Source organism: Fulvimarina manganoxydans (assembly GCF_900176465.1).
GTDB lineage: Bacteria > Pseudomonadota > Alphaproteobacteria > Rhizobiales > Rhizobiaceae > Fulvimarina > Fulvimarina manganoxydans.
This window is the reverse complement of the sequence record NZ_FWXR01000012.1, coordinates 54,467-72,356: the sequence shown is the minus strand read 5'-3', so window position 1 is coordinate 72,356 and position 17,890 is coordinate 54,467. Positions and strand designations below refer to the sequence as shown.

Here is a 17,890-nt window from a genome sequence, read left to right as displayed (position 1 = left end):
CAGAGCGTTTGCGCGAAAGGCTTGCGCGGCGATCTTTAGGATTTTCGCGCAAGAGGCGATCGGCTTCGCGATCGGTAGCGGCCGTTGCGGCTTTCATCGATCAGTTTGCCCTCGGCCAGCACCAGTTTGCCGGCCAGGAGAACCGACACAGGCCAGCCGGTGATCGTCAGGCCTTCATAGGGCGAATAATCCGACGCATCATGCAGATCGGCGTGGCGGATCGTTCGCGTTTCCTCGGGGTCCCAGATCGCGATATCGGCATCGGCGCCGATGGCGATAGTCCCTTTCCGCGGATAAAGCCCATAGGTCTTCGCATGATTTGTCGCGCTCAGGGCGACGAAATGGGAGAGGTCGATCCGCCCCTTCATCACGCCTTCCGAGAACAGGATCGGCAGGCGCGTCTCGACGCCCGGGATGCCGTTCGGGATATGACGGAAATTCTCGCGGCCCCTCGGATTGAGCTTTCCGTGCTCATCCTCGTAACGAAAGGGACAGTGATCGGAGGAATAGAGGTCGAAGACGCCTCGCTCGATCCCGTCCCAGCAGGCGGCCTGGCTTTCCTTGTCCCGTGGCGGCGGCGAGCAGACGAATTTCGCGCCTTCCCAATCCATTCCGTCCAGATCGTCCGCCGTCAGCATCAGATATTGCGGACAGGTCTCGCCGATCACCTTGCGCCCGCGCGCCCTGGCACGCTCGATCTCCTCCATCGCCTCCCGGTTCGAGACATGGACGATGACGAGCGGTGTATCGACGATTTCGGCGAGTGAAAGCGCGCGGTGGGTCGCCTCGCGTTCGGCGGCGATCGGGCGGCTCGAAGCGTGGGATCTGGGCTCAAACCGTCCTTCCGCCTCATGCAGGCCGACGAGATAGCGGATCGCGTCCTCGTTCTCGCAATGGACCATGACGAGAGCGCCGGTCCGCCGGGCCGTGTCCAGAACGCCGAGAATCTGCGCATCCGAAAGGCGCAGATCCTCATAGGTCATGAAGACCTTCAGCGAGGTGTAGCCATCTTCCACGAGAGCCGGCAATTCCTGGCCGAGAACCTGAGCGCTCGGGTCCGACACGATGAGATGGAAGCTGATATCGGTATAGCAGTTGCCCTCGGCGAGCGCATGATAGTCCATCAGCGCCGCGCGCAGGCCTTCGCCCTTCCTTTGAAGACAGAAGGGCATGATGGTCGTGTTGCCGCCGAACAGGGCCGAGCGCGTGCCGCTTTCGAAATCGTCCGCCATGACGATCCCTTCGCCTGAGGGCTGGGAGATGTGGACATGGCTGTCGATGCCGCCGGGCAGAACATAGCGCCCAGTGGCGTCGATCGTCTCTCGCGCCTCGCCAAGATCGCGGCCGATCTGCACGATGGTTCCGTCCTTGATCGCCACATCGGCTGCAAAGACGTCGGCTGCCGTCGCGATCGTGCCGCCCTTGATCAGGATGTCGAACATCGCTCTTCCTCGCCGTCCCGGATCACAATGTGGGTTCGAGGGCGGCGATCAGCCGATCGACTTCCGCCAATGTGTTGTAGTGGACCATGGAGACGCGCACGACGCCGTTCCGATCCATCAGCCCAAGATCGTCAATCAGCCGATAGGCATAGAAATGGCCGTGGCGGATGCCGATTTTCGCCGGATCGACGGCCTCGACCACCGCTTTCGAATCCTTCCCCTCGACCATGAAGCTGACGGTGGAGACCCTGTCTTCGATAGCGCTGGAGCGGCGACCGATGATGCGCACCGAATTGCGGTTCTTCAGAAAGTCCATCAGCCGCTCGGTGAGGGCGCGTTCCTGTTCGGCGATATCGGCAAAGCCGGCCTCGATCGCCGGACGGCCCGCCGAGGCACCTGCCTTCAGGCCCAGTTCCTCCACATAGTCGACGGCTCCGATCGCCCCATAGGCGCTCTCATAATTGATGTTGCCGGGTTCCAATTTGTGCGGCACGGACTGTTTGGAGAAGAAGAAGTGGTAGATGTTGTCGAGCTCGGCGAGCTTGTCGCCCTTGCCATACATCACCGCGAAATGGGGTCCGAAGACCTTGTAGCTGGAAAAGACGTAATAGTCGGCACCAAGCGCCTGCATGTCGAGCGCGCGATGGGGGGCATAGGCGACAGCATCGACACAGAGTTCGACGCCGGCCTCATGGACGAGATCGGCGATGGGACGGATCGGGTTGATCGTTCCGAGGATGTTGGAGGCATGGGTGACGCAGACGAGCTTCGTCCGCTCGCTCATCAAGGCCTTCAGATCGTCGAGATCGAGTTCGAAACTCTCCGGGTCGCAGTGCCAGATCTTGACGCTGACACCCCGCGCTTCATGCTTCAGCCAGGGCCCGATATTGGCCTCGTGATCGGTATTGGTGACGATGATCTCGTCCCCTGCCGCCAATTTGCCCGTCATCGCCTCCGAGAGGTACCGCAAGAGGGCCGTCGTTGACGCGCCCATGACGATTTCGGACGGATCGACATTCAGGAAACGCGCATAGGCCCGGCGTGCCTCGCGCACGCGCTCGGTCGATCTGAGGCTCGGCTCGTAGCTCGCCCCGGTCTGCACGTTCGAGGTGAGAAGATAATCGGATATGCGGGCCGCGACCCGTTCGAGCGTCTGGCTGCCGCCGGCATTGTCCATGAACGCCCATTCGCTCGACAGGGCCGGGAACTGGCTGCGGACGAAATCGATGTCGAGTGCCATCGGATATGCCTTTTTATGGGGTCGTCTCCGCCCGGACAGGACGATGGGCCGAGACGGGTCAGTGATTGAGAACGGCGTCGAGAAACGCCTGGGCGCGTTCGCTTTCGGGCCGGGTGAAGAAAGTGTCGGGCGAGGCGATCTCCTTGATCTCGCCTGCCTCCATGAAGACGATGCGATCGGCGACCTTGCGGGCGAACCCCATTTCGTGGGTGACGAGCAGCATCGTCGTGCCGGATCCCGCCAGGCCCTTGATGACGTCGAGAACCTCGCCGACCATTTCGGGATCGAGGGCCGAGGTCGGCTCGTCGAAGAGCAGAACGCGCGGCTCCATGGCCAGCGCTCGGGCAATGCCGACCCGCTGCTGCTGCCCGCCTGAGAGCTGGATGGGATATTTGTCGGCCTGCTCTGCGATCCCGACGCGGGCCAAAAGGCGTCTCGCCTTCTCTCGCGCCGCAGCCCAGGAGAGTTTACGCACGCGCACTGGGCCGAGCGCGATATTGTCGAGAACCGTCAGGTTCGGGAAGAGGTTGAAGGCTTGGAACACCATGCCGACCTCCTCGCGGACTTGGCGCAAGGCGCGCCCCTCTTCGACCCGGATGCCGTCGACGACGACATCCCCTTCGTCATAGGTCTCGAGCAAGTTTATGCAGCGGATCAGCGTCGACTTACCCGATCCCGAAGGCCCGAGGAGGACGACGACCTCACCCGCCTCGATATCGAGATCGATCTGGCGCAACGCCGCAAAATTGCCGAAGCGCTTTGTAACGCCTCTCATCTGGATGATCGGCTGGGACTTGGCGGTTTGGCTCATCAGCGGCGCCCCGAACGGCCGAGCCGTCTCTCGAACACCGCGACCAGTCGCACGAGGGGCAGAAGCAGGATCAGATAGAGGATCGCCGCACCGATCAGGGGCGTCGGATTTGCGGCGAGGGCCTGGGCCTGGGTCGCCTGTTTGAGGAGGTCGGGCATGGCAACGACCGAAGCCAGTGCCGTGTCCTTCATGACGTTGATCGAATTGTTGGTGAGCGGCGGAATGACGATGCGGATCGCCTGGGGCAGCACGACGTCTCGCATCAGATCGAAGGTGGAAAGCCCGATCGCCTGGCCGGCCTCAAACTGGCCGCGCGGAATCGCGTCGATCCCCGCCCGGTAGATCTCGGCCGTATAGGCGCTCGAAATCATCGTCAGCGCCGTCGCGGCCGAAGCGAAGGGCGAGAGGCTGATGCCGACGAAGGGAAGCGCGTAATAGACGATTACCAGCCAGACAAGCACGGGGAGCGCGCGAAAGACATCGACATAGGCGATCACGAGAAGGCGGATCGGCTTTGGCGCATACATCCGGCCGAGCGCTAGAACGAGTCCGCCGATCAGGCCGAGCACGATCGAGAGGAAGCCGAGCGCGATCGTCCGCCACAGGCCCTCAAGAAGAAGCGGCATCGAGCGGACGAGAACATCGATGTTGAAGAAGGTGGAGACGATATCCATCGATCGCCGTTCGGCTTGGCCTTCTTAAAGGCCGGAAATATCGACCGTGCGGTCGGCGGACCGCACGGCTTGGCGTGTCAATGCGAGATGACGATCAGGACTTGGCCTTGGGCATGTCGCGCTTTTCGACCGTGCTGGTCGTGGCTTCCGGCTTCGAGCCGAACCATTTTTCGTGAAGCTCGGCGATGAAACCCTCGTCTTTCAACGTATCGAGGACGGCGTTCGCTTTCGTCGCAAGCTCGGAATCCTTGGCGAACATCATCGAATATTGCTCGCCCGTCGTAAGGCGCTCGACAACGGTCATGTTTGGCTTGTCGCGCAGATAATAGGCGACCGCCGGGATATCGGAGACGTAGCCGTCGATCCGGCCTGCCTGCAGGTCGAGCATGGCGGGGTTGAGGCCCTCATAGCGACGGATTTCCGACAAACCCCAATCGCTTTCGCGCTCGGTCGCATACATGTCGCCCGTCGAACCCGTATCGACGCCCACGACCTTGCCCTTCAGATCTGCGCTGCTCCTGACGCCGGAATCGGTCTTGGCGGCCAGCGACTGGTCGCTGTCGTAATAGGGCTGAGCGAAGGATACAGATTGCAGGCGCTCGTCGGTGATCGTGATCGAGGACACGGCGACGTCGATGCGGCCGGATTGGACGGCCGAGAACAGACCGTTGAACGGGATGTTCTGGATATCGACCCCGTCATAGCCAAGTCGTTCGGCGACCTCGGTCACGAGATCGACCTCGAAGCCGACAATCTGGCCGCTTTCGTCCTGAAACTCCCAGGGCACATTGCCGACATTGGCGCCCACGGTCAGCGTCTCGGCCATGGCCGGAGCGGAGATGAACGCGGCCGCGGCAAGCCACGATGCGAAGAGCGACTGTCTGATCATGCGACAAACCTTTGGTTTTGCGAGAAAAAGGAGGCTGCTCGGCTATGCTCTGCACAGTTTTTCTGCATGCTGCTTCAAATTATTGCATGCAGTATGATGATGTAACTGTATGCAGTTTTTACGAGGATGCAAAGCCCCTCTTACGCATTTTCCAGCACGCTCGGCGCTCGCGGCGAGTGGCCGAAGCCTCATGAAGGCCGCCGGGCAGGGGAGCGAAGAAGCGGACTCCGGCTTTTCCAGGACGAACGGTTTGATGCCCGCGCGGCCGATCGCGCGGCTTTGAACAAAGCCTTCCGCGTGTGCGGGCGAAAGAATCCGAAAGCGTCAACTGGTGACGAAAGGTGCGAGGATCGTTGCGAGATCGCGAGGCGGGGCCTCGCGGGTCATGACCTGAGCTCGATCGGCGACTGCCGAAAGATGCCCCGTCATCTCGCGGGCTGCGGCGTCCGCATCCCCCTTCTCGAGTGCTTCGACGATCTTGCGATGCTCCTCGATCGCACAATCGTTGGAATGCGGCCTGCCATAGGCCGACAAGGCAAGCCCGCTGCGATAGGCGACTTCAGTCACATAGCGTTCGAGGATGGGCCTGCCGGTCATGCCGGCGAGGAGCACATGGAAATCGGTTGCGAGGCGAATGGCTTCGGCCTCGCTGGCGATGTCGGCCACTTCCTGGTCGGCGACGTGACGTTTCAGCTCCGTGATCTGTTCCGGCGTGATCGAAGCGGCGAGGCAATCGGCAACCAAGGCTTCTAGGGCGATCCGGATCTCGAAGGTGTCACGGGCCTCTTCGATCGTTGGGGTCGCGACGACGGCTTTGCGGTTCCGCCGCAGGCTGACGAGACCTTCGGCCGCCAACTGGCCGAGCGCCTGACGAGCGATTGTCCGGCTGACGCCGAAACTGTCCCCGAGCGCATCCTCTGGCAGTTTGTCCCCCGGCAGGAGCGCTCGTTCGATGATCGCCCTTCGAAGTGCGGCACAGATCTGCGACACGCGGTCGACGGAATCCTGTTTCACCTTGACCGCCACTCTCCGACACGCTCTTCCATTTGTCTGCATCGCCTAAGCGACCAGAGAATCGACCACCTGCCATGGTCAGTAAGTGGGCTCGCGGAAGAAGACAACTAGCTCGGCACGCCCGCGCGCACCCGATTGGCAAAGGCATATGCGGCACGGTTCGCGGGGCTGGCGGGCGCAGAGATGGCTTCGGATTTTGAAGAGCGGGATAAGTGGATTGTCTGCCTTGTCAATCGGCCTCCCTCCGGTGACAGCCGATCAAGCTTGGAAAAATGCGAAAACCGAACTCGGTTTCGACGTTGTACTGGTCCGCTAACAATCTTGCTTCACGTGGCCGCTTTCCGCGAGATGGACCTGAAGCAGATCGGCAGCTTTGGGAAGACCGGAAAAGAAAACTTCCAACTCCGGCCGGCGCCACCCATAGCGGGCTTGAATGCGATCAGCTTTCAGGAAGCTAAAGCCGGCTGATTGCCTCGACGATCTTTCGAAACGCGACAGGCTTTTGCAGCCTCACGACGTCGACCAACTCGGCGGGGATGACCTCTGGATCGTATCCAGTGAGGAAAATGAACGGCACCCCTTGGTCTCTCAGGGCATGGGCAATTTCGAAGCGGGCGCCACCTCCGCCAAGATTCAGGTCCAGGATCGCGTGGGTGGGAGTTGAACTCTTCAACAGCTCGAACGTGGCCTCCTCGCCTGGGCAGGGGCCCAGCACTTCAGCCCCGGCCCCACGCAGCGCCGCGGCGGTGTCCCCGGCCATGTAGTAGTCGTCCTCAACCACCAAGACTCGCCAACCGGTCAGATCAGGTGCATCTGTCATGTCGAGTGTTCCTCCCAAGAGCCTAGCTGGCGCGGGCGCATCGGTCTCCAGGATGCTCTCGCCATCGTTCAAAGGGAATTCCAATCGGCAATGGGCGCCGTGGGGTTCAATGACGACCTTGCCGCTGCCGCCTAGCTCGTAGGGGATACGGCCTTCGATCAGATCGCTGCCGAAGCCACGTCGGGTCGGCTTCGGTTGTTGAGGCGCACTCTCTTCGCTCCAGTCGAGTGCCAGCCATGTGCAGTCCCTCTTTTCGAAGGGAGCCCACGACACGCGAAGCCGACCCTGCGGCGTCGACAAAGCACCGTACTTCAGGGCGTTCGTCGCAAGTTCGTGGAAAGCTAGGGTCAGGACTTCCACCGCCTTGGGCGACAGACGGATGTCGGGGCCCTCGATCTCGAACTGGTCGCCCCCATGTGCCTGAGCGCCAACCTCGCTTGCGATAATGTCGCGGAGCGACCCGCCCGCATTCGCCTCCCGAGTCAGGAGAACCTGAACTCGAGCAAGCGCCATGAGCCGCCCCTCCAACAGCGATCGATAGTCCTCGATGTCGACAGCGCCATCGGCGGTTCGCAGCGCCATTGATCGGATCATCGCCATGATATTGCGCACACGGTGCTGCAACTCTGCCAGCAAAACGCCTTGGTGTTCGACGGCGAGCTTGGCCTCGGTAACGTCCTCGGCGATGCCGCCGATGCGCTCGACAGCCCCGTCATGGCCCATGAGCGGGAAATCGGTATTGCGGATCCAGCGGAAGGCCTGGTCATTGGGCTGCCGAATGCGGAACTCATGAACGGCAGGCTCGCCGTGGAGCGCCCGTTCCATGTGCTGCAATGCAGCCTCGCGGTCTTCCGGCACGATGAGCGCGGCCCAGCGCTGCACATCGCCGAGGAAGGCCTCCGACTCGACGCCGTAGATCGCCCCGACGGCTGGGCTGACATATTCCATGGCCAGGGTCTCGGCGTTTCTGATCCAGAGACCGGACGCCGAAGCCTGAGCGAACTGGCGAAAGCGCTCCTCGCTTTGGCGCAGGGCCGCTTCGGCGCTGGCGCGAGCGATGGCGGCGAGGACTCGCTCCGCCGCCTGCTCCATCAGGTGAACTTCGCCCGAAGTCCACTTACGCGGACCACTCATCGCCGCAGCGAGCGTCCAGAAAATGTCGCTGTCGCCCTTGCGTAGACCCACTCCGATCAGCGATCCGATCTTGATGGCGTTGAAGGATTGACGATTGCGGCCAGACAGTTGGGTCGTCTTCGCGACATCCTCTATGACCAGCGTTCCATCATTGACCAAGCTCGCCGACTCCGGAAATTCGGAATGCGGGAAGACCCCCACCAGCGACGGAAGGTCGATGCGCTGCACCTCGACTGGCACCTCCGTCTCGCCCTTACCGTAATCGGATGTGGTTATGTACGCGCGGTCGAGGGAAAGGTGTGAAGCCAGAAGATCGAGCGCTGTTCGCTCGATTTGCCGGGGCTCGACTTCTCCTCGAAGGGCGTCGCTCAGCTTCAGCAGGAACGCCTGCTGCTCCTCGCTTTCGCGCAGCGTCCGCTCCGCCAACTTGCGTTCGGTGATGTCGCCGAAGACCCCAAACACACGTTTGTCGTCTTCGCCGCCCAATCGGGTGATGTAGTTGTCGAACCAGCGGCCTAGCTCCGCCAGCTCGGTTTCGAAACGCTGCGGCTCGCCGGTGCGATAGGCCAGGTCCATCCGCCTGAACCACTCTCCCTCCAAGTTCGGAAAAACCTCGCTTGCGAGGCGCCCGGTGATGTCGGGGATTCCGGTGACCCGGCTGAAGTTGCCGTTCAGGGCCAGATGAAGCCAATCGACGACATGGCCTTCCTCGTCGAGGATGACCTGCATCTCGGAGAAGCCCTCGTCGATGGACTCGAACAGGGCGCGCAGCCGCTCCTCGCTCCTCCGCAGGGCCGTCTCGGCGCGGGTCCGCTCCACCGCCGCCCAGGTGCGCTCAGCGACCTCACGCGCCAGTTCCTTCTCGTCGTCGGTCCAGTGTCGCGGCGTCGACTGGTTGACGCCCAGCAGCGCCACCAATCGCCCTCCCTTGATCAGTGGAAGACCAAAGCCCGCCCGCGTCGACACCGAAGCGTAGGCCGCGCGTTCGATCTCGCCAAAGCGCGGGTCGGCGTCGACGTCGTCCGTGCTCGCCGTGCGTCCGGATCGCCATTCGCCCGCCGCAAAGGACGAGAAGGCCGAGAGCGAGTAACGACCGAGCCTGGCCGAAACGCCACTCGTGTAGTTCGCGAGGATCGTCGCCGTGTCCTCGTCCTCCTCGACCAGGACGTAGAAAACGCGGCTCGCCTGGATCTGCTCGCCAAGCAGCCGGGTGGCAGTCTTTTGAATCTCGATCGGGTCCGCAATCAGCCGCAAGGCATCGCTCAACTTGAGCAAGAACGCCTGCCGCTCCTCGCCCTCCTGCAGCGCCATCTCCGCGCGTTTGCGCGCGTCGATGTCGATATTCATGCCGACCCACTTCTCGATGATTCCGCCTGCATCGGGAACGGGAGCGGCGCGAACATTGGTCCACCGCCAGCCGCCATCGGGAGAGCGAAGGCGAAATTCAGCGTTGACCAAGGATCTTGCAGCAACCGCCTCGCGCCATTGCTGCTCAGCATATGCGCGGTCATCTGGGTGAATTGCGTTCACCCAGCCGTAGCCGAGCCACCCCTCCAAGGCCTGTCCGGTATAGGGGCGCCAGCTTGGGCTGTCCGCGATGACAACGCCGTTGGGGTCTGCTTCCCACACCGCCTGCGCCCAACTTCCGACCAAAAGCCGGTGCCTCGCCTCGCTGTCGCGCAGGGACCGCTCGGCCCGTCGGCGCTCCGTAACCTCCATCGCGAGCATTAGCGAGCCGGCCACGGCTCCTGCCTCGTCGCGGACGGGTGACCAATCCACGGTAAATACCCGCTCTTCCGTACCACCGTCCACCGTCTGCAACGTCACAGCATAGTCGGTAAGTCGCGTCGATCGCCCCTTACGGGATGCCTCTATCACCGGCCGAATCGCGACTTCGTAGGCGTCGGGCCAACCCTCGGCAACGGGTGCGCCGAGGAGCGTCGGGTGCCGATCTTGGGCAATCGCGACATAGGCGTCGTTGTAGAGCTGGATGTGACCGGGATCCCAGAACAGGCTGGCCGGTCGCGACATTGCGAGCACCATGTCAAGCGCGGTCCGCAGGCTTTGCGGCCAATGCTCGATGGGCCCGAGCGGGGTGGTCGCCCAATTCATGCTGCGGATGCGGCGGGCCATTTCCCCTTCACCGGGCGGCCAAGTGTTCACGAGTGAATCCTCATACCGAAGAGGATACGAGGCATCGCTGCGCTTTCAAGATGGGCCACCAAGGCTTGGTTTCGCGTATCGCGGTGATCTTCGCCGCTGGGTCGTCGAGCGCGTCTTCGCCGGGATCAGTCGAAACCGGTGGCGCCGGAAAGACACCGAGGCCACTCTCGCCTCGGCCGTGCCTCATGACTTGGCTGACAAACAGCCTGGTACTGATTTCCAATAATTCAAAGAAACAGGGGCGCAATCGAGATGGTTCTGATGGATGGATCGCCAAAACGGCAAACCGATGAAAGCCGATCATTTCTTCTGAAATAGCTTTGGGCCGCGATCAGAGCACGACAGTTCCCACCTTCTGCGTCAGCGGCAGTCTGATCGTGCAACGGAACGCATCTCCAGCGAAATCGAGGCTCGTCTGAGCATCAAGCTCATAGACCAGCATCTTCGTCAGGACTTCCATGCCGAAACCATTGTGTGTCGGCTGTGCGACGTCGCGTCGTTCTTCCTCTTGCCATGCGAGGGTCAGGATCGCCTGCGGATCCGCGTCCACGACGTGCCACTCCACATCGAGCCGTCCTCTCGAACTGCCCAATTCGCCATGCTCTACGGCGTTGACGGCAAGTTCATGAATCGCCAAGCCAAAAACCTGTCCGGCCTTGGCACTCAAAGCAAGTTTTGGTCCTGTCAGAACGATCCGCTCGCTTTCGTCGGCCTTATAGAAAGTTAGTTCGTCGGCAATCATCTTATGCAAGTCGACACAACCGGTTTCGTCGGCTTGAGCCTGCGCGCGGGCAAGCGCGTCGAGACGATCCTCTATATGCCCGGCATAGCTCTCGATATCGCGCTCGGTGTCCGCGGACCGTCGAATGATCATCCGCAGCATTGCCACGGTGTTGCGAAGCCGATGCCGGAGCTCGCCAGGAGCGTTGCTCTGATCGAGAAGACGCCGCAGCCTTCGATTGTCGGCCTCGAGCTTATCTAAACGTGCCGTAGGATCGCTCATGGGGTCTTGTCACTCGCGTCGTCAAACCGGAGCTGCCGACAAATCAGGTTGAGTTGGGAACAGCAGTCTGAAGATACGTTCCGTCAAAGGATGAAAGCTCTCGCAAGCCTTCGAGATCGTGGATCGTCAGTCGACGTTTGCGTAGGGATATCAGCCCACGTTGCCGCAATTCTTGCACTGAACGATTGGCTTGAACAAGGGAAAGCCCGAACAGATCACTCAAAGTGCTTTGCGTCAGCGGCATGTCATAACTCGACCCATCGGTCCGGCCCACCATTTGGAGCCGGAGATGGAACTCGCAGAAGACGTGTCCGAGGCGCTCCACCGCCAGCCGGCGCCCGAGACTGACCATGTGCTCGCGCTCGATCGCATTCGTTGCGAGCAGATCCCACCAGAGGGCCTCCTCGATACGGGGATTCTCCCGAACCAGCGCTTTGATTTCACTCAACAGTATACGTGCAAAAACGATCGGCGTCAGGCTGGCAAGCCCATGATCCAGGAAGCGCGGAAGCACACCGAACGGCTCGCAGAGATCACCGGCTAGAAATACAGAGGTATTCATCCGTCTTCCATCCGGGAGAATTTTGTAGCGGCAGGCCCAGCCATCCAGAATCAAAATAATTGAACGCGGTTGACCGCTCTCGGTTACAATGTCTTTCCCAGCCTCAAGACGCTGTGTGCGCCGGGCAAGTTCGATCAGGATCTGCACGTCGCCTTCGGTAAGGGGCGCCCCATGACGCAGCTTCTTGATGAAAGGACGAGCCCACACGGGTTTGTTTAATGAGAAGGTCAAACGTCGTCCTGTCCGCTCAACTCTAGACTTGACTTATCGTTCTTATACCACGCTCCGATCTCGATCGATCATGAGTAGCGAAATGGTCTGCGTCTAAGCCGTTTGATTGATCTATAAGGGACTGGTGCGCATTCTCATTAACTTATGATGGCGCCTACCACTTTTGCGTAAAAATTCGATCGGTTTATACTTTGTGCGGACATCGAAGCGTCCTTTTTGGGACGCCAGCAGCGATCCGAGCGGCGTGTGAGCCCTTCGCCAGACGTGTATTGACCCCGAGGGGTCAATACATTCGTCCGGTGGTACAAGGCCTGATCGAACGCCCCGCTGGTATTCGAACATGCGGGCGGTGCACCAGAGTTGAAGACATCCCACAGTGGTGGTGACCCCTCCGCACAGAAGACGCTTGAGCGCGTTCAACCGTGAAGCGTGGATCGACCAAGTCGGCGAACAATATTTCTCAACCAGAATTATACATAAGTGGAAGATGGGGCGATGAAAACGCACGACTCTCTGGCTTTCGCCAGGAGGGATCATGGAAATGGCTATTTCATTGGACGTCGCGATCGACACGGCCTTGGAAGACTCCCGACAGTCGGGCGTCCTTATTTTCTGCGAAGCGACAGCCCGGGCTTCGAAGGCGTTGGGAAGGTCTGACGCCGTCCTCCTGGCGCTGGTGGAACGTCGAATTTTACAGGAAGCCCACATCCGAGGCATCCCGGTTCTCTTTTCCCCTATTGCGACCGCCAATGGCGAGGTCGATCCACTCGATCCGCTCACCAACTGAAGGATCAAGCGCAACCGGCCCAAGGCGCCTGGGGTATGGCGGTAGGGCCGGCGCGATGGATCGTTGGCATCAGGCGCCCGGCTGCGGATCACCGCCGGTGGCCCCGAAAACCTGTCCGGTCGAATAGCTGAAGGCGGGGTCCGCAAGCGCGACGTAGAGCGGGGCGAGTTCCACCGGTTGGCCAGCGCGTCCGACAGGGGTGCTCGAACCGAACTGCACGAGGTTCTCCGGCTTCTGCCCACCTGCCACTTGAAGCGGCGTCCAGATCGGTCCGGGCGCCACGGCGTTGACCCGAATGCCACGCGGGCCGAGCTGTTTCGCCATGGTTTTCGTGAACGCCAGGATCGCCGCCTTCGTCATGGAATAATCGATGAGGATCTTGGGCGGGGACGCCGCGACTTCACTCGAAGTGTTGATAATCGCAGCCCCAGGATTGAGATGGGGCAGCGCGGCCTTCGTCAGCCAGAACATGGCATAGAGATTGGTCTGCATCGTCTGGTCGAACTGCTCGTCCGACAGTTCTTCCAAGCCCGGCACCCATTGCTGATACGCCGCGTTGTTGACCAGAATGTCGAGCCCGCCGATTTCATCGACTGCTCGCTGCGGCAGCGAGGTGGTGTAGTCCTTGTCACGCAGATCGCCTGGAAAGGCTGCGAAGGTGCGCCCCTGGTCCTCGACCACCCGCTTCACGTCTTGGGCGTCGGGCTCTTCCTGCTCGAGATAACAGATCGCCACATCGGCGCCCTCCTTGGCAAAGGCGATGGCAGCGGCGCGGCCGATACCGCTATCGCCACCGGTAATCAGAGCGCGCTTGCCTTTCAGGCGACCAGATCCCTGATAGCTTTCCTCGCCGTGATCGGGCCGAGGATTCATTTTCTGAGCGAGACCCGGCCAAGGCTGCTCCTGCTGCGGATAGGGAGGCTCGGGGAAATCGGCCGCTTTCTGGGTCATAGGCGCATCGCCATTGCTCGGTTGATCGCCTTGGGCAAAGGCGCTCCCGGTGACGGCGGCGGCGCCCGTCAGCGCGGCGCCGGCGACGATTGCACGCCGGGTTGGGTCGAATTCGGCCATGAGGTTTCCCTTCTCGCATCGTTTGGCGGTTTTGGGTTGATGTGCGGAACGGCAAAGCAATGCGGCCTTCGCGTCGCCAGTTCCGAGATTGCGCCATCGAAAAACCTTGCCGAACAACGAATTATACATTCAGCTCATAGGCTGTGATTTGAAATACAGACTGACGCAGCGAACCGTGGCCATGGCTTTCGCTGGTAAGACACGATCACCGTCCCGCGATATCTTGCCGTTTCGATTGTTAGACGTCGCATCTGAAATCCGGGCTCGAAGGAGGATCAGGGCTCTTCGCAACAGTCCTCCTACTCCTTCGGTGCCCTATGATTGGCTGCACGCAGATCGAACGCGCCGCCTGCAATCGCTGGATTGCCCGGCCGTTTTTCTTGCGTGGTTTGGATCAATGGATCCGCCCAACGAGGCGGAGAGACACGCCGCGGCTGGGCGCCATCGCCGCGGAGCGTTGCCTCTTGCGCCAGCGCGTGCCGGGCGTAACGACCCGCCTCGATCGGGCTGCGGTCTCATAGGGCCGCGCCATTGGCTTTCGCCGCCCTTCACCGCAACTCGCCTGACAGTAGAGAAGGCCCCTCAAATGCTTCGTTCTTTCGTCGTCGTCATGTTCGGAACTATCGGCATGGTCGCCTTCGCACCGCTGGCTGAGAGCCAGCCAAGCGATTGGCGCATCGAGGAGACGCTGACCGAGACGCGCTATGAACTCGGCACGTCCCAGACCCATCTGATCGTCGAATGCGTCAAGGATCGCTTCGGCGGCGGCGCTGTTCTCGATATCGTCGTCGACGGGTCCGATCCCGAGCCTCGGTCGCGGACGGAGATCTTCATCGATGACACCCGGTATCTCGTCAGGCACGACGTGGTCGGCGTCGGCGTCACGGATTGCCCGGATTGCGCTCAGGATTTCCGCGCCCTCTGGTCTGCCTTGCAGGCGCCGAACCTTGACGAAATCACACTGAAACGGGGCGAGCGGCGGGAATATCTGCCGGCCCATGGCGGCGAGACATTAGGGCGTTGCGAGCCGGGGTGACGACCTCGCCGGTCGAATTGGTTCCCTAGCCCGCCAATCACATTCGCAGGAACTCCTCGTGTTCTCTCTCGGTTGGCCTCGACTGCATCACTCTTGTCGACGGTGCGTCCTCAGAGACCAAAAACGGCAGCGGCTGGTGCTTCGACGAGACGAGGGGAGACGTCATGGCGGCATGGGTTCATCCGCAAACGAAGACCGGACCGAGCGCAGGGGTCGCGCGGGGACGGCATACTTTCCGAGCCATGACGGCGCTCGCCCTTGTTCTGGCGCTTCCCGGTCTCGCGCTCGCTCAAGGCGGAAAGACACAAGGTGAGGAGAGCTCGGGCTCCGTCGCTCAGAACGTCGGCGCCCAAGGTATCGACCAGCTCCAGCGCGATCCCGACCAGTGGGTGATGCCGGCCAAGACCTATGCGAGCACCCGCTATAGCGAGCTCGACCAGATCGATACGGAGAATGTCGACAAGCTTCAGCTCGCCTGGAGCTTTTCAAACGGGGTCAATCGTGGGCAGGAATCGATCCCTCTCGTCGTCGGCGACACCATGTATATCGTCGGTCCCTGGCCGAACGATCTCTTCGCCCTCGAAGCGACGACCGGTGAATTGAAATGGGTCTTCTCCCCGCCGACCGATCGCGCCGCGCAAGGCGTCGCCTGCTGCGATGTGGTCAATCGCGGCGCGACCTATGGCAATGGCAAGATCTTCTACAACACGCTCGACAACCATACGGTCGCGGTCGATGCCGAAACCGGTAGGGAAGTCTGGCACACCAAGCTCGGGGAGATATCCAAGGGCGAGACCATGACCATGGCCCCCCTTTTCGTGAAGGGGAAAGTCTTTGTCGGCAATTCCGGCGGCGAGATGGGTGTGCGGGGCTGGCTGACGGCGCTCGATGCCGAAAGCGGCGAGATCGCCTGGCGCAGCTATCACACGGGCTCCGACGAGGACGTGAAGATCGGCGAGGATTTCGAGGCGCCCTATGAGTGGATGCGCGGCGAGGATCTCGGCGAAAAGACTTGGCCCGCCGGCGCCTGGCGGACCGGCGGCGGCACCGTCTGGGGTTGGATCTCCTACGATCCCGAACTCGACCTGATCTTCTACGGCACCGGCAATCCCGGCCCTTGGAACCCTAATCAGCGCGAAGGCGACAATCTCTGGACGACCACGATTTTCGCCCGCGACCCCGATACGGGGATGGCGAAATGGGCCTATCAGACCTCGCCGCACGATCTATGGGACCATGACGGTGTCAACGAATTGGTGCTGCTCGACCTTAAGATCGAGGGAGAAGAGCGCAAGGTCGCCGTGCGCGCCGGGCGCACCGGCTATATGTATGTGATCGACCGCACCAATGGGAAGGTCATCTCGGCCGAACCCTTCGATACGGTCACGGCCTATAAGGGCGTCGATCTTGAAACCGGCCGCATCATTCCGAACGAGGATCTCCACCCCGATCTCGGCAAGACGGTCGAGAATATCTGCCCGGCCCCTCCGGGAGCCAAGGATTGGCAGCCGGTCGCCTGGTCCCCGAAAAACCAACTCCTCTACGTCCCTCACCAGCATCTTTGCATGAACTTCAAGGCCTCAGAGGTCGGCTATATCGCCGGCACGCCCTATCTCGGCGCGACGGTCGACATGTATGCCGGCCCCGGCGACGGCTATCGCGGCGAGTTCATGGCGTGGGACCCGGTCGAGCAGAAGGAGGTCTGGTCGATCAAGGAGCGTTTTCCCGTCTGGTCCGGCACGGTCGTGACCGCCGGCGACGTCGCCTTCTACGGGACCATGGATCGCTGGCTGAAGGCTGTGAATGCCAAGACCGGCGAAGTCCTCTGGCAGTTCCGCGCCCCCTCCGGCTTCATCGGCCAGCCCTCCACCTATCGCGGCTCGGACGGGCGCCAATATGTGGCGATCCTGTCGGGGGTCGGCGGTTGGTCGGGCGCGGTCGCCACGGCCGAACTCGACCCGCAGGTGCGCAATGGCGCGCTCGGCTTCGTCGGCGCCAGCCAAGACCTGCCGGCTTTTACCAAAGGCGGCTCGACGCTTCTGGTCTTCGCCCTGCCCGAGGATGTGGCGCAGGCGGCCTCGGTCGACGAAGGCGATGCCGTGAGGGACAACGACGCCGGGAGGGCAGGCAATGGCTCCACGCAATGATCTCGGCCTGACGCTCCTTGCGTGCCTCGCCATCCTCTTCCCGGCCAAGGCACTGACAGCGGAGCCGCAAAGTGGCGCGGCCCCGCTTCCTTTGAAAGTCTGCGCCGATCCCAACAACATGCCCTTCTCCAACAAGCGCGAGGAGGGGTTCGAGAACAGGATCGCCGATCTCGTGGCACAGGAAATGGGCACGCATGTCGCCTATACATGGTGGCCCCAGCGGCGCGGTTTCCTGCGCAACACGTTGATGGCGGGCAGCTGCGACGTGGTCATGGGCATCCCGCCGCTCGACATGATCGACACGACCCATCCCTATTACGGCTCGACCTATGTGATGGTGAGCCGGGCAGAGGACGATCTCGACATCTCCTCGCTCAATGCGCCGGAACTGGAGGATCTGACGATCGGCGTGAGCCTCATCGGCGACGACGGCACCAATACGCCGCCCGCCCATGCGCTCGCTCGGCGCGGCATCTCGGAAAATGTCGTCGGCTTCCCGATCTATGGCGACTATCGTGAGGAAGCGCCGGCGGAGAACCTCCTTCGCGCGCTGGAAGCCGGCGAGATCGACTTGGCCATCGATTGGGGTCCGCGCGCCGGTTGGTTCGCCCAGACCTCCAAGGTGCCGCTGACGGTCACGCCGGTCACTGGCACGGAGACTTATCTCCCGCTCGTCTTCGAATTCGTCGTCGCCATGGGCGTTCGCAAGGACGACCACGACCTCAAGGACAAGCTCGACCAGGTCATCGCTAAGAAGAGCGAGGCCATCGACGCGATCCTTTCCGATTACGGCGTTCCGCGCCGCTAGCGCGCCGGGTTGTCGAAAAACCGGCATTCCCGTTTCCGCCATGCGCTTTGGCGGGCCG

14 protein-coding genes are annotated in these 17,890 nt (G+C 61.6%); 4 read left to right on the top strand and 10 right to left on the bottom strand.

The window, feature by feature from the left end:
* Positions 1-35: 35 nt before the first annotated feature.
* From hydA to B9A15_RS13590, 9 genes are all read right to left on the bottom strand, one after another.
* Positions 36-1,442: a dihydropyrimidinase gene (hydA, locus tag B9A15_RS13630; RefSeq protein WP_084410665.1), complete on the bottom strand. Its 1,407-nt coding sequence runs from the start codon at positions 1,440-1,442 to the stop codon at positions 36-38.
* A gap of 22 nt (positions 1,443-1,464) precedes the next feature.
* On the bottom strand, positions 1,465-2,682 hold the full coding sequence (locus tag B9A15_RS13625) for a cysteine desulfurase-like protein (RefSeq protein ID WP_084410663.1): 1,218 nt from the start codon (positions 2,680-2,682) through the stop codon (positions 1,465-1,467).
* A 58-nt stretch (positions 2,683-2,740) separates the two neighbouring features.
* Positions 2,741-3,493, bottom strand: coding sequence for an amino acid ABC transporter ATP-binding protein (locus B9A15_RS13620; RefSeq protein ID WP_084410661.1), 753 nt, complete (start codon positions 3,491-3,493; stop codon positions 2,741-2,743).
* Positions 3,493-4,167, bottom strand: a complete 675-nt coding sequence (locus tag B9A15_RS13615) for an amino acid ABC transporter permease (protein ID WP_084410659.1) — start codon at positions 4,165-4,167, stop codon at positions 3,493-3,495. Before B9A15_RS13615 ends, B9A15_RS13620 begins: the two co-directional genes overlap by 1 nt.
* A gap of 94 nt (positions 4,168-4,261) precedes the next feature.
* A complete protein-coding gene (locus tag B9A15_RS13610) occupies positions 4,262-5,056 on the bottom strand; it encodes a basic amino acid ABC transporter substrate-binding protein (protein ID WP_084410657.1) in 795 nt (264 codons plus the stop codon).
* Positions 5,057-5,380: 324 nt separating this feature from the next.
* Entirely contained in the window at positions 5,381-6,112 is a 732-nt protein-coding gene (locus B9A15_RS13605) for a GntR family transcriptional regulator (protein ID WP_084410655.1), read from the bottom strand.
* Positions 6,113-6,524: 412 nt separating this feature from the next.
* Positions 6,525-10,187 (bottom strand): PAS domain S-box protein, encoded by a 3,663-nt coding sequence (locus tag B9A15_RS13600; protein WP_170923295.1) that lies wholly within the window; start codon positions 10,185-10,187, stop codon positions 6,525-6,527.
* Positions 10,188-10,518: 331 nt separating this feature from the next.
* Positions 10,519-11,190, bottom strand: a complete 672-nt coding sequence (locus B9A15_RS13595) for an HWE histidine kinase domain-containing protein (protein WP_084410652.1) — start codon at positions 11,188-11,190, stop codon at positions 10,519-10,521.
* Between the two features lie 43 nt (positions 11,191-11,233).
* Complete coding sequence (locus B9A15_RS13590) at positions 11,234-11,983, bottom strand: Crp/Fnr family transcriptional regulator (protein ID WP_244556951.1); 750 nt, start codon at positions 11,981-11,983, stop codon at positions 11,234-11,236.
* A gap of 535 nt (positions 11,984-12,518) precedes the next feature.
* On the opposite strand from B9A15_RS13590, the gene B9A15_RS13585 reads away from it, so the two are divergent.
* The gene (locus tag B9A15_RS13585) at positions 12,519-12,770 is read left to right on the top strand and encodes a hypothetical protein (protein WP_084410650.1); all 252 of its coding nucleotides are present in this window, start codon (positions 12,519-12,521) and stop codon (positions 12,768-12,770) included.
* 69 nt (positions 12,771-12,839) lie between these two features.
* Here the strand turns inward: B9A15_RS13585 and B9A15_RS13580 are convergent, their stop codons facing one another.
* Positions 12,840-13,841: an SDR family oxidoreductase gene (locus B9A15_RS13580; protein ID WP_084410648.1), complete on the bottom strand. Its 1,002-nt coding sequence runs from the start codon at positions 13,839-13,841 to the stop codon at positions 12,840-12,842.
* A 586-nt stretch (positions 13,842-14,427) separates the two neighbouring features.
* Here B9A15_RS13580 and B9A15_RS13570 point away from each other — a divergent pair.
* The 3 genes from B9A15_RS13570 (at position 14,428) to B9A15_RS13560 (ending at position 17,832) form a co-directional block, all read left to right on the top strand.
* Positions 14,428-14,877 carry a hypothetical protein gene (locus B9A15_RS13570; protein WP_084410644.1) on the top strand — a complete coding sequence of 150 codons (450 nt, stop codon included), beginning with the start codon at positions 14,428-14,430 and terminating at the stop codon, positions 14,875-14,877.
* Between the two features lie 164 nt (positions 14,878-15,041).
* Positions 15,042-17,024 carry a PQQ-dependent dehydrogenase, methanol/ethanol family gene (locus tag B9A15_RS13565; protein WP_280173803.1) on the top strand — a complete coding sequence of 661 codons (1,983 nt, stop codon included), beginning with the start codon at positions 15,042-15,044 and terminating at the stop codon, positions 17,022-17,024.
* Entirely contained in the window at positions 17,008-17,832 is an 825-nt protein-coding gene (locus tag B9A15_RS13560; RefSeq protein WP_084410642.1) for a quinoprotein dehydrogenase-associated putative ABC transporter substrate-binding protein, read from the top strand. Before B9A15_RS13565 ends, B9A15_RS13560 begins: the two co-directional genes overlap by 17 nt.
* Positions 17,833-17,890 lie beyond the last annotated feature (58 nt).